We start from the raw sequence: 14590 nt of genomic DNA, 5'->3' as shown, positions 1-14590 counted from the left end.
GATTCGTTAAAGTATTTTGAAAACTTGATAGATAGTTTTCATTACACAAAAACCTATGATCAGTCCAAACTGGAATCAGGACACTATCTATTCATCAAAGGCAATGATATCAATGCTCATTACTGGATGTATGAATCTCCGATTTTTGAAGTGCATACGAAAGGTGTTAATGATGTGATACATGTGTACGTGTATGATTTGCAAGGAAAAATAATTAAAGATGCGCGCTTAAGGACACTTTCGTTCCAGGATACAATTGGGTATAGCGATGATTGTGGCTGTTATCCGATTCCGGTGGAGCGATATGATATAGCAAGCAAATACCAGGAAGTTTTAATTGAAAGAGGTGAGGACTTCACCTATCGTTCTGTTTATTATTATTTCCCTTATGTAAAGTACAAGAGAAAATTCCTCCATTTTAAACACAACAAAAAAGTCAATCAGCTTCCAGTTGCTGCTAGCAATTCTGGCTACGCAGGAAACACAACTATTTCGCCTGGCTATTTGGTATTAAATCAACCCCAGTTTAAGCTTTTAGACACTGTTAAAACAAAAGCCTTTTTGCTGAAATCAAACGGAAAACCCTATAAGAAGGAAATAACCTATAACATCTTCAATCATTCAAAGTCCATAGTTTATGCAAGCATTCCTTTAAAGCCAGTATCTAAAGGAGCCTATGTTTATGATTTTGCAATTCCCGATAGCTTTTTACTTGATCAGACCTATTCAATTGTTTTAGGGGGAAAGAAAAATCGTATCTTAAAAATGGAAACCTTCAGGGTCGAAAATTATGAATTGAAAAAAGCTTATTTCAATGCAAAAATGGAAAGGAGTTCTTTTTTTTCAGGTCAGCCCATTGAGTTTCAATTGTCGGCCTATGATGCCAACGAGCTTCCCTTATTGGATGCAAAAGTAAAAATAGAAGTTAAGCTAACTCGACTTGGAGACTTCTTTGAAGACAGTTTATTTATTCCATTTAGCTGGCATCAACGTTTTTGGACCTATGAAGGATTGACTGATCCAAGTGGAGAGACATCTATCATATTACCCGATAGCATTTTGCCAGAAGCCAATATGACTTTTAGTGCAAATCTAACCTTCACAAATACGGATGGAGACCGGAAAGAAATTCCATTGAATTTTGCCTATAATCCGGTGCATGAACGTTTCCAGTTTTATCAAAAAGATGATTCTATAAGGGCTGAGTTTTTATTTGATTCGAAAATTAAGGCTAAAAAAGCTACAATTAGAGCTTTTCATAATAAACTGCTATATGAAAAAGAAGTTCAACTGCCTTATGCATTTAAAGTTGAGGAGTTTCCTGTTTACTACGATTTGTTTGTAGAGGATGTATTGAAAATCAGATTAAATTTAGATGATGGACAAGCAGCTAAAATTGTATGTAGTGGCTACAGAAATTATGATTCTATTGTTATTCATTTAGATAATCCTTTGGGGTTAGAAGTAAACTATAAAATTTTTCATGGAAGCGAACAAATTGAAGGTGGAAGTGGACAAAAGCTGGATTTTTTGAAAAGCTATCCCTCCGAAGAATCATTCCATGTTATGTACAGTTTTAGATGGAAAGGGCAGGAGTATATCTATGAAAAGAGCTATCATATTAAAAAAAAGGCTTTACAAGTTGAGATTGATCAACCAAAACTAATTTATCCCGGACAAAAAGTTCCTGTTCATATTACAGTTAAAGATTACAAAAACAAAAGCCAGAAAAATGTGAATATAACTGCTTATGCAGTCAATAATCAATTTGAAAATATTCCAATACCGCAAATGCCCTATTATGGAAAACATAAGGCAGGTATTATGGAAACATTTGAGACTAAACCCAATCTGGTTCCTATTAACAAAAATAAAATGATTCAGTATTTCCATGTAGATGTGCTGAATCTTTACCAAAGTCCTTTTTATCAGTTAGTTTATGCCAAAGATGGATATGGAAAAGTATATGAAGATATTGAATCTGATTTTGCTGAGTTTTCTCCATACATTTATCAACATGGCAACAATCAAAAAATATTCGCTATTTATCTGAACAATAAAGCCGTTTACTTTGAAAACACCAGTATAAAACTTCCTTTTTCATTCAAAGCTGAATCGGGTATTTATACAATTAAGGTTCGAACCATCAGCAGGATTTTTACATTCAAGAATGTTGAGTTGAAGAAAGGGAAGAAACTATTCTTGTGTTTCCGTGAAGAGTTTATGGGTAGAAATAAGGAAGTGGAATATGTAACCATTCGATCACCTTATTTAGAAGAAGAAGAAAAGGATATGCTTCAACATCAGTTATTTTATCATATGAGTCATACATACACACATGCAGTGCAAGGGCAAAAAGTTTTTGCTTTGAATTCAGTGATCAATAACGCTTATAGTTCAAAATGGGGAGGTTTTTACAGCTTAGGTCCTGTTAGAAGAGGTGACATTACCTTTATCAATACCTATTCAAAAGATACATTTACTTTCTATTATGATCCTTCCTCTGCCTATTTGATTTGGAAAGACTCGGTTACAACTTATCCAATTGAAGACTTGAAATTTAAGTTTATTAAGCATTCTGAAGCAAAGTTTATGAATACTACTATGGTGTTGACTGAAAGAGCATTGGAATTACCTAAGCCAGCACCTGTAGTTATTGCTAAACCACAACCACCGGTTGTTCAACAAAGCCCAAAGCGAATTCATCCTTCACTAACGAATTATGTTAAAAACTTTACAGTAAGACCTTATTCAAACTTTATTTATAAAGTGAATGCTAAAAAAGTAATTCAAAAAATATGGTTGTTTAATAAGTTTGATCCAAAGCTTTCCCGTATCTATTTTAGCAATATGCCAAATATAAATTATCTGTATCCAGCGAAATACGATATGATTTTTATTGCAACGGATAGCACGATGTGTCGGTTGAATGGCTACGAAATAAAAGGCAATGGAAGCAATTACCTGATTTTAGAAGAAGACGATTTTCTTCCAAATGATTACGCTCTGTTGCAGAAAAAAGAAAATGAAATAATTGAATTGAATATGCCTCCGCTGCGTGTATTCACAACTCCTCCAAGTATTCTTTCAGAATTTTCGAGAGACGTTATGAAAAATGTTGATCAAAAAACTATGATAAGCGGATACATCATGGATAAAAACAGCAATCCTTTTGATCAGGTGGTTATTTTTCTGGAGGAAGATGGTGTATTTAAAGCAGGAGCCGTAAGTAATCAGTTAGGCTATTTTGAAATCAGGAATATTGAGTCAGCTAATTATCAATTCAAGATTTACAATGGAGGTAAGTTTTATAATCTGTATGATGTTTTTGCAAATTTTCAAAAGAATACTTTGATGAAAATATATTTGCCTGATGGCTTTGGTGTCGACTATCAAGTAAGCTATCGTGGATTTGCAGATAATACCCAAAACTCCTATACGTATGCTGCATCACCTCAAAATGATTATTATATTGATGGAATAAACAGTGGCAATTTTGAAATGCAGGAAGTTAAGATTGCTTCCAGTAGAAATGTATTGAGAGCCCCATTGCGTTTAACGCAAAGCATTGGAAAGAGAGTGTCAAAAATCAATTTACCCAAACGAGATCAAAGCATTAATTATAGATTATTAGATTCTGAGACAATTAATGATGAAATGAAAGCCCGTATGGAAGCTTTGAAAAATGATGAGAACGCCAACAGAATACGATCAAATTTTAGAGATTATGCCTATTTCATCCCCAATTTAATAACAGATAAAAAAGGAGAAGCCCATTTTACAGTGACTTTTCCTGATAACCAAACCTCTTGGAAAACAATTGTTCCTGCTATTGATTATAAAAAGAATACAGGAATAGCGACACTTTCAACGAAAGCCTACAAACCTGTTTCAGCAAATCTTTCATTGCCTAAGTTTTATGTTGAAAATGATTCTCTATTGATATTGGGAAAAATACTGAACTATTCGGGAGAGAAGATTGAACTGAATTCAAGTTTTAGCTTAAATGAGGAAAAATACAAATCATTTAGTTTGACCATTGATAAATTGCATATTGATTCATTCTTTTTAAACATTCAGAAAAAAGGAAAATTTGATATTACTTATGCCTTTGAAACTGCGGATAATTACATCGATGGTGAGAAGCGAAAACTTCCTGTTTATTTTAGTGGAATTGAAATCGTTACAGGAAATCACTTTACAGCAAGGAATGACACAACAATAACGTTAGATTCTGATAAGACATTAAACAAAAGAAAGGTCGTTATGAGTAACAATCGACTCGATTTTGTATTGGAAACAGTCAATGAACTCAAAAACTACAATTACGGTTGTAACGAACAAAATGCGTCCAAACTGAAAGCTCTATTAGCTGAAAAATCTATTAACAAAGCACTAGGGAGAGAGTTTGAAGATGATCGATTAATTGTAAAACTGATAAAAACGCTTGAAAAGAATCAGCGAGAAGATGGTTCCTGGGGTTGGTGGAGTACTAATAATCCAACAGAGATTTGGATGACAGTTTACATTATTGAAGCACTTCAAATGGCTTCCAAAGAAGGATATCATACAAGAGCTCATTATAAAGGGGCTGCTTATTTAAAAGCTAATTTTCAACGATTTGACTTGTCAGAAAGTTTATATGCCTTGCTGTTATTGGCTGACTTTTATCCTGAAATGCCATATAGCAACTTAATCGAGAAATATGATTCTTTCAAATTGAGTTTACAGGATGAATTCCGGTTAATAAGCATTAAACAATTACACGGTGTTGATTATGATATTATGCCTGTTTTGAATGCTATACAAAAAACAAAAAAAGGAATTTATTGGGGTGAAAATGTATTGAGTTTTAAAACCAATATCCTTCAAACATCATCCTTGGCCTATGACGTTTTGAAAAATGATAGTATTGATCATGCTAAATTATTGGAGCAAAGTCGGGCGTATTTTTTGACCCATAGAGATAAAGCACGAAATACCGTTGAAAAAGCAACTTTAATCAAAACGATAGTTGATGATTTAATAGCAATCAATTCAGTTGATAAAGAATTAGTTGCTACAGTTTTTTATAGAATTGATGATATAGTTTTCAATCCTAAATCATTTCCACATACCAAAGATTTTTCAACTGATGCAACTGTTGGAATCACAAAAACTGGTTCACCTCTATATTTCTCTATTTATGAATATAAAGATGAACGAAATCCTCAGCCAGTTGATAGTATTTACAGAATAAACTCATGGATGAGTTTGAACGGAAGTAAAATAGATGAATTAGAAAAGGGGATAACGAATCAGTTGAATGTTCATATTATTGCCAAGAAGAAAACGGATTATGTGATGATAGAAATTCCTATTCCGTCCTCATGTTCCTATGGAGATAAAACAGCAGGCAATTTCCCAAATGAAATTCACAGACAGTATTTTGATAACAAAGTTGTTATTTTTTGCAGAAATCTGCCAAAAGGAAAATACAGTACTTCAATAAATCTGATTCCAAGATTTACCGGACGAGCTACTTTATTGCCTGTTCAGGTGAGCATGATGTATTTCCCTGACTATACAGGAAGGAATGAAAAGAGGGATGTTTGGGCGGATTAAAAAAGCAGTATCAAAGTGCCTTAGTTTATCATTTCCAGGACAAAGGGCGCAGCCTGCCTGACATGTTCATTCAAGTGGGCAATCTGCTGAATTGCAACAGAAACCTTTTGAATTGAGTCTTACTTTATTGGAGATTGCTTCACTGCGTTCGCAAAGACGGTTTTTTGGTGATGGGATAAGGAATTATCTTTAGTTCGTCATTGCGAGGACAAAGGACGTGGCAATCTGCTGAGTTGAAACGGAAACCCTGTTCAAATGAGTTTTACTTTATTGGATATTGCCTACCTGTCGGCAGACAGGCTTCACGATATTAGCAATGACGGTTCTTCTTGCTGGATTCAGGATGACGTAATGAAAAAAAATTAATGACGTTTCAAACAATCGATAATGTAGTTTCAATAATTCAACAATTTACCGAATCTTCATAATCACATCACCCTTATGCAATGATTCACCTTGTTTGTAATATATATCAGTAATTTCCCCATCGTATTCAGAAACAATTTCACGATAATTCAAATCCGATAAAATATAGCAAAGTCGCTGACCTTTTACAACCTGAGTTCCAACAGTCATATCATCTTCGCGCATATAATAGTTCATATTGAAGTAAACGGTTCCCAAATAAGGTGATTTAATGGATCTTGCGTTTAACGCTTCATCGGGTTGCTGTTTGTCGCTACTTTTTACGGGGTGTTTTTCTTCTTTCAATTTTCCAAGCTCTTCCTGGAATCTGTTTTTTGCAAGGCCTGATTTATAGTCTTCATACTGACGTTCGTGCATGGCATATTCAAAGAGCTCTTCATCATCAGGTCCGTATTCCCATGCATTGTCATCCATCTTCTTTCTATACTCATCCAACACGTCTGGATATGCATCCTGTGGAACACCTGTATAGAATTTCTTTTCTTTAGACTTTGCCAGTTCAAGAATTTCAGGATCAAGCTCACCTGGAAGTGTTCCAGCTTTTCCTAAAATCATGTCCCAACTATTGTTGTCAATATTTGCAAATCTTTCTTTCCCTTGTAATAGGGACATCACATTCAGCAAGGCAATGTTTTTTACATACTGGCTGAAAGGCGTTACCAGTGGTGGATAGCCCAATTTTGGCCACACATAGCTAACTTCATCAAACAGTTTAACCATCAATGCATCTTCGGATAAAGCCGATTTTCCTTGAGATTCAAGAAAACGGTTTAATCCTTCTTGCACTCCTTTCAAGTCAGCCATCATACTGCCCATCATACCTCCGGGTAGTCCACTGGAAACCAATAGGGAAGAAGTGAGACGGTTTTTTGGATCGATGAATAAGCCCAGAAAATCATCCATGAATTTTTGAGTCATCGAACGCGCTTCCATATAGGCTTCCATGTTAATATCAGCTACATCAAAACCAGCATTTCTTAGCATAGCTTGAATAGTAATTACATCAGGATGCACCATTCCCCATGACAAAGGCTCCATAGCAACATCTACATAATCTGCACCAGCACGTGCCACTTCAAGCATTGAGGCAACAGAAAAACCAGGCCCAATGTGACCGTGGTATTGTACAATCAGGTGAGGATATTTGTCTTTAATGGCTTTGGTTAATAAACCAAGTTCAACCGGACGACCAATTCCAGCCATATCTTTCAAACAGATTTCATCTGTTCCATATTCAACCAATTTGTCTACAACGCCAACATAATAATCAACTGTGTGGATTGGAGAGTATGTAATACTCAAAGTTCCTTGTGAAATCATGCCTGCTTCTTTAGCAAAACGAACTGAGTTCTCCAGGTTACGATGATCGTTCAAACCACAAAAAGAGCGAGCAATATCAACACCCTGCGCTTTTTTTACTTTATACATTAATCTTCGAACATCAGCCGGAACCGGAAACATTCTGATTCCATTCAATGCTCGTTCAAGCATATGCGTTTGAATCCCTGCCTCGTTAAAAGGTTTTGTCCATTCCCTCACAGCATGATTTGGGTTTTCCCCATATAATAAGTTGACTTGTTCAAATGCGCCTCCATTGGTTTCGATACGGTCGAAACAACCCATTTCAATAATAATAGGTGCAATTTCTTTTAATTGATCAACTCTTGGTACATACTTGCCGGATGACTGCCACATATCGCGATAAACCAGACTAAACTTGATTTCCTTTCCCATAATAAATGATCTATTTGCCTTTCTATGAATATTCTTTGTTTGGATAAGAATTTTCAGATGGTGAATATACCTAAAATATAAAGTTTGATGAAATGTTTAAAAGCTTAAATGTATATAAAGTGGATTTTTATTGAAGCATATTTTATCTGAACAATAGAACAGCAGAACAATAGAACATTTGAATTATGAAGTTTTGGGTTTGCAGAAAGATTACTTCTTCATTCTTAAATCGTTATTCTATTGTTCAATTATTCTTTTTATAATATTGCCCATGGTTGTTCGTAACTTAGCAAAGCGTAGTTGCAAACATATTTAAAGGCAATTTGTAGTTGATCTAAATGATGTTTGAGAACAAGTCAAATTATGGACAATTCGTAGCTACCACTGCGTTCAAGCTACGAATAACCAGATTTTGACTGAATAATAGAACAGTAGAACATTAGAACATTTGAATTATGAAGTTTTGGTTTTGCAGAAATATTACTTCTTTATTCTTAAATCGTTATTCGATTGTTCAATTATTCTTTTTATAATATTGCCCATGGTTGTTCGTAACTTAGCAAAGCGTAGTTGCAAACATATTAAAAGGCAACTTGTAGTTGATCTAAATGATGTTTGAGAACAATTCAGATTTTAGACAATTCGTAGCTACCACTGCGTTCAAGCTACTAATAACCAGGTTTTTGTCTTAATAATAGAACAGTAGAACATTAGAACATTAGAATTATGAAGTTTTGGTTTTGCAGAAATATTACTTCTTCATTCTTAAATCGTTATTCGATTGCTCAATTATTCTTTTTAATAATAATGCCACTAAGTCACTAAGGCTCAAAGAAACACAAAGTGATAATAATCAGAAAACACCTTTGTGAAATTTTATTGACTTTGTTCTATTATTCTTTCACAAATGAAAACACTCTTGTTCCCTTACCATTTTCTATTTGAATAAAATATATTCCAGACGGAAAATGGGAAATATCAATTGTGGTTTTTGATTTGATATTACTATTCATATTGAACATTACTTGTCCTAGGGTACTTTGAATTTGGATTTTGATGACAGGTAAATGACTTGTTTCGACAACAATGATATTGTTTGCCGGATTTGGAAAGATTTTTATTTGGCGGTTTAATTGCTCTGCCACATCAATTGAATTTACCTGATAACAGGAAGAGCTGTCTGAACAATTGTATTGAGATACAATGACTGCATAAACACCATTTTTTACTGGTTGAAAAGATTTATTTGTAGCTCCTGAAACGGGAGTATTTCCTTTCGTGCAATCGATCCATTGATAGTTGGCATTTGAATTATTTGAACTCAATTGTGATCCACTTCTTGAGACAGAAGTATCAATTTTGGGAGAAACATTTAAACTTAAATTAATGGATGAATCACAACCAAAAAAAGTTTTGAATACCTCGGTATAATGTCCTGTTTCGATGAGTGTTTGATTACCCAATTTATAAAAGTCACCAAAGCAAATGTTTTCTACAATATTGAAATTATAAACAGGCTTCAGTGTTACTGATAGTTCAACAGTAGAATCGCAACCAAAATATGAACTGAAAGTTTCAACATATGTGCCTGAATTGGCAATGGTTTGCTTTCCGAACTTTAGTGTTTTACCATTGCATAAAGTGGTAGTTGAATACTCGTAATAAGTTGGGTTGACAAGCAATGTCAGGTTTACAGAAGAGTCGCAACCTTTTACAGAAGTATATTTATGCGCATACTGTCCAGCTACAGAAAGAAATTGTCCACCAAAAAGGATGTTTTCTCCCTGACAAATATTAGCTGTAATATTTTTACTATAGGTAGCATTCACGTGCAAACGCAAGTATACTAATGAATCGAAACCTTGGGATGATTGAAACATATATCTATACGTACCTGCTTTCGTTAAATACTGATTGCCATAAACAAAAACATCACCATTGCAAATGGTATCGAAGTGGTTTGTCTGAAAGCCATAAGAGTTGATATAGGCTGATCCTGAAGCTGAAAGCGTGTTTTGGTTGCTTGCATCATGGTCTTCAAGATGAGCGCCAATCAGTATGAAATTGTTGTCTGATGCCACAGCAAATCCATACCGATCATCTGCAGTTCGGTCAGATGCATTAATTTTTTGAATCTGATTCCAATTGGATGAAGCTGCATAAACATAGGCTGAACCTGCGTTCATTTGGGCTTGATTTCCACTTGCATTTTCATCTTCAAGGTAAGCTCCTACTACAGCATATTTGCTTGATATATGAACCGAATAACCAAAAAAATCATTGGCAGTTCTATCTGTAGCAACGATTTTTTTAATGACAGACCAATTGCTTTGATTATGAACAATATAGGCTGAACCCGATGAGTTTTTTGTATTTCCACCACTCGCATCTTCATCTTCCGCAAAAGCACCAACTATCGCATTATTATTATAAATTCCCACAGAAGAACCGAAATAATCAAATTCAGATCTATCTGGAGCACATATTTTTTGCGTTTGATTCCAATTGCTTGTTTTTAAGAAAAAATAAACAGAACCTGCATCAAATTCCTGATTCATTCCAGCAGCATCTTCATCTTCTCCGGGAGCACCAATGATGGCAGAATTTCCACTAATTGAAACGGCATAGCCAAAATTATCAAGTACATCTCGGTCTACAGCCACTAATTTGGAATTTTCAACCCACACACCAGCTGAATTTTTCTCCAATATGTAGGAAGCACCTGCATTAGACTTGTAATTTAATCCATTAATGTCATAATCATGAAAAGGTGCACCAATAATTATTTGACTGGCTGAAATACTAACACTGTTGGCAAATTCATCATTAGCTTGACGATCAGATGCCACAATTTTTTGAATTTCAATCCATATACCTGAACTGTTTTTCTGAAAAATGTAAGCTGAACCAGCACTATTTAAAAAGGATGAGCCTGTTAGGTTTTGATCTTCCAAAGGGGCACCTACTACAAGATAGTCTCCAAAAATACTAACTGAAGTACCAAATAAATCATTTGCCTCTCTATCGCTTGCTACTATTTTTTGAGTTTGATACCAGATGCCTGACACATTACGTCTGAAAATATATACAGCTCCTGCATCGGTCAAGGTGTTTTGATCGTTTTCATCTTCATCTTCGAAACTGGCACCGACTATAGCATATATTCCTGAAATACTAACACTGCTAGCTGCTTTGTCAAATTCAGCTCTGTCGTTTGCAACTGCTTTCGTTATTTGAAAGAAGCTTTGTGCTGGCAATACACAAGCAACAAAAAGAAACAATATGATTAAATATACTTTTCTGATCATAGCAATAGTAGGAAGAATAGCTAAAAAATAACTACAACAAAAATAATCTTTAATAGAATATGTACAGAAATTCGATATTCACAAATGCCTATCTTATTTAACCCAGATTTTATCTACAGTAACTCCATGGCAGGAGTTGCATGTTCCGATAAGAGTGAATTCGGGCATGTAATGAACATCAGATCCTGTGCCTGTAATCATTGGAAATAAACCACTTCCAAAATCTACATCTTCGGTGGTATAAAAATTTCCTAAAAGATCTACCTCTAATGTAGAAATCAAGCTTCCTCTTCCATTTGATTCAGTATATAATTCAATGGTGGCATTGGGATATATACCTGTTTTAGTAGAATCATAAACAGAACCTGCTACAGTAAATATGCCTTCGCCTTCTCCACCACTAATATGGCAATCCATGCAATTTGCTCCATTTTTATGACTATTATCCGCTGAATAACTACTGATCACTTTTTTGTTATTATTGGGCTCTCCATAATATTCAGGATTACATGAAAATGAAGAAATAACGGTTATGGCTAAAAGTGAAATACTAACAATATTAAAAAGTTTCATCTGTATCGTTTTAATTTGAATAGATATGTTGTCATATACAACTCGAATTTACAACGCTTATTATTATTTATTAGATTTATTATAAAAGCAATAATCAACAATTGTAAAGCATTAGCCAATTATCTTTGCATATTAACAGAAGTGAAGCATGGATTTTAAGATTATTGAATTAGTAAGTCGGGCCACATCAATTTCAACAAAACAAGTTGGTTCTTGCATCAAATTGCTTGAAGATGGTGCCACTATCCCATTTATTTCTCGCTACAGAAAAGAAGCCACTGGAAGTTTGGATGAAGTTGCTGTTGGGCAAATTAAGGATAGTCAGGAGAAGTTTGTCGAATTAATCAAGCGCAAGGAAACAATAATTAATACAATAGACGAACAAGGTAAATTAAATCCTGAATTAAGGGGGCAGATTGACTCTTGTTGGAATACGAAAGAACTGGAAGATATTTATCTTCCCTATAAACCAAAACGAAAAACGAAAGCGTCAATTGCCATTGAAAATGGACTAGAACCACTAGCCAAAATTATCATGGCACAGCATGAAGAAAATGTTGAAAAACGTGCTGAACAATTTCTGAATGATAGTGTTGAGTGTAAAGAGGATGCTTTACAAGGAGCTCGAGATATTATTGCCGAGTGGATAAATGAGAGAAGTTATATTCGAAATAAAATTAGATTATTATTTGCAAAAGAAGCTGTTGTAATCAGTAAAATTCGAAAAGATAAAGAAAGAGAAGGCGAAAAATATAAAGATTACTTTGATTTTAGTGAGAAGCAATCAAAAATTCCTTCACATCGTGTATTGGCAATTTTTCGGGCAGAAAAGGAGGCTTTTCTAAAAGTAAAAATTGAGGTCGATGAAGTAAAAGCATTGAGCCTTTTAGCAACCAATATCATTAAGCAAAACTCAACAACAGCCCTACACATAGAACTGGCTTTGAAAGATTGCTTTAAACGTTTGCTGCAACCCTCAATGGAAACGGAATTCCGAAAAGAAATAAAAGAAAAAGCTGATATAGAAGCCATTAAGGTATTTGCTAAAAACCTTAGACAATTGTTATTAGAACCTCCTTTGGGACAAAAACGAGTGCTTGGTATTGACCCAGCTTATCGAACAGGTTGCAAGGTGGTTTGTTTGGATGAATTAGGGAAATTGGAGCATAATCAAACAGTTTATCCCTTTGGTGAAAAAGGAAATAAGATTTTAGCTTCCAAACAAATCAAAACACTGGTTAATTCTTTTAAAATTGATGCAATTGCTATTGGCAATGGAACAGCTGGTAGAGAAACTGAGGATCTCATTAAAAGCATTTATTTTGATAGGGATGTTAAAGCTTTTGTGGTAAATGAAGATGGAGCAAGTGTTTATTCAGCATCAGAAGTAGCCAGAGAAGAATTTGAAAAATATGATTTGACAGTTAGGGGTGCTGTTTCTATTGGTCGAAGATTAATGGATCCATTGGCCGAACTGGTGAAAATTGATCCCAAGTCGATAGGAGTAGGGCAATACCAACACGATGTTGATCAGCATATGTTGAAAAGCAGTCTTGATCAAATTACAGAAAGTTGTGTGAATCAGGTAGGTGTGAACTTAAACACAGCCAGCAAACAATTATTGACTTATGTTTCAGGTCTGGCCCCCTTATTAGCTCAAAATATTATTGATTATAGAAATATAAATGGTGCTTTTAAAAGTCGAAATGACTTGAAAAATGTAAAGCGCATGGGAGCTAAAGCATTCGAGCAATCAGCTGCTTTCCTACGGATTAAAGGAGCCGATAATCCCTTGGATAATAGTGCTGTGCATCCGGAAAGCTATTTTATTGTTGAAAAAATGGCCAAAGATCTAAAAACTGATATACAGGAATTAATGCAATCTGCTGAATTGCAAAAGCAGATTGATCTAAATTCATATGTTAGCAATAAAGTTGGACTGCCGACTTTACAAGATATTCAAAAGGAATTGGCAAAGCCTGGCCGAGATCCACGTCAATCACTTAAGGAATTTGAGTTTGATAAGCATGTTAGAAAAGTGGAGGATCTGCACGAAGGAATGATCCTTTCTGGCATAGTAAGCAATATCACAAATTTTGGTGCATTCGTTGATGTTGGTGTTAAGCAGGATGGATTAGTACATATATCAGAATTAGCTGATCGCTTTATTTCAGATCCCAACGAAGTGGTTCATTTACATCAACAGGTAAAAATCAAAGTTTTATCAATTGATATTCAACGCAAGCGTTTAGCCTTTTCAATGAAACAATTAGATTAGTTGAAGATTGCTTCAAAGTAAAAATACATATCAAAAAGTACTTATAGTTTCATTGGGAATAATCTTGGTTCTATTCCTGGTTCTGCTATTTACAAAAAATATAATTTTTCAGCAAAAGCTGAAGAAAAAAATTGACCACCTGGAAGAAAAACACCATGTTGAAATACAATATGATTTGGTAAAACTCAAAGGTCTAAGTCGATTTAGTTTGGATGATCTATATATTCATAAAAAATCGGATACTCTTCTTTTTGTCAATAGTGTGGGGATTGAATTGAATTTGAGATCTTTATTTAAAGCTCAGATTAAACCGAAAACAATAAGCTTTGACCGTGCTGAAATATTCGTAAAGAATCGTGTTTCTGATACATTAGTTCATTCTGATGAAAAGGTAAGTAAGTCATCTATTCAATTGAATTATTCACTGATCCAATTAATGGACAGATTAAACCATTATTTGCCGAATGCTGTTAGTTTCAATTCACTCAAAATTGAATCAAATTATTTTCCTCATGGCCAAATTGAATTATTTGCATTTGGTATGCGCAATCAAATCATAGAAACAGAATTAAAGTATTTTTATCAGAAGGATACACTCATTAATCATATCAGATGTAAGCTATCTTCATCAAGGCGAGATTTTACAATGGATGTTTATTCAGAAGAT

The 14590-nt window shown here is 34.4% G+C and carries 6 protein-coding genes; 3 read left to right on the top strand and 3 right to left on the bottom strand.

Going from position 1 to position 14590, the window contains the following annotated elements:
• On the top strand, positions 1-5604 hold a 5604-nt coding region (locus HOG71_13090; GenBank protein MBT5991780.1), incomplete at its 5' end, for a hypothetical protein.
• Between the two features lie 411 nt (positions 5605-6015).
• On the opposite strand, the gene HOG71_13085 is transcribed toward HOG71_13090, so the two are convergent.
• The 3 genes from HOG71_13085 to HOG71_13075 all read right to left on the bottom strand — a co-directional run bounded on the left by HOG71_13085 (position 6016) and on the right by HOG71_13075 (position 11645).
• On the bottom strand, positions 6016-7764 hold the full coding sequence (locus tag HOG71_13085) for an oxaloacetate decarboxylase (GenBank protein MBT5991779.1): 1749 nt from the start codon (positions 7762-7764) through the stop codon (positions 6016-6018).
• An 893-nt stretch (positions 7765-8657) separates the two neighbouring features.
• Positions 8658-11072, bottom strand: a complete 2415-nt coding sequence (locus tag HOG71_13080; GenBank protein ID MBT5991778.1) for a T9SS type A sorting domain-containing protein — start codon at positions 11070-11072, stop codon at positions 8658-8660.
• A gap of 93 nt (positions 11073-11165) precedes the next feature.
• A complete protein-coding gene (locus HOG71_13075; protein ID MBT5991777.1) occupies positions 11166-11645 on the bottom strand; it encodes a hypothetical protein in 480 nt (159 codons plus the stop codon).
• 148 nt (positions 11646-11793) lie between these two features.
• Between HOG71_13075 and HOG71_13070 the strand changes: the two genes are divergently transcribed.
• Positions 11794-13923, top strand: coding sequence for an RNA-binding transcriptional accessory protein (locus tag HOG71_13070; protein ID MBT5991776.1), 2130 nt, complete (start codon positions 11794-11796; stop codon positions 13921-13923).
• A 175-nt stretch (positions 13924-14098) separates the two neighbouring features.
• Positions 14099-14590, top strand: a 492-nt coding sequence (locus HOG71_13065) for a hypothetical protein (protein ID MBT5991775.1), incomplete at its 3' end; no start/stop codon positions are given.

The organism is Bacteroidota bacterium (genome assembly GCA_018698135.1).
Taxonomy (GTDB): Bacteria; Bacteroidota; Bacteroidia; order CAILMK01; family JAAYUY01; genus JABINZ01.
Note: the sequence above shows the minus strand (reverse complement) of the source record. Positions and strands in the feature narration are given on the sequence as shown.

Coding starts and splice junctions, on each gene's coding strand:
- HOG71_13070 (MBT5991776.1), top strand. CDS start 11,794: ATGGATTTTAAGATTATTGAATTAGTAAGTCGGGCCACATCAATTTCA.
- HOG71_13080 (MBT5991778.1), bottom strand. CDS start 11,072: ATGATCAGAAAAGTATATTTAATCATATTGTTTCTTTTTGTTGCTTGT.
- HOG71_13085 (MBT5991779.1), bottom strand. CDS start 7,764: ATGGGAAAGGAAATCAAGTTTAGTCTGGTTTATCGCGATATGTGGCAG.
- HOG71_13075 (MBT5991777.1), bottom strand. CDS start 11,645: ATGAAACTTTTTAATATTGTTAGTATTTCACTTTTAGCCATAACCGTT.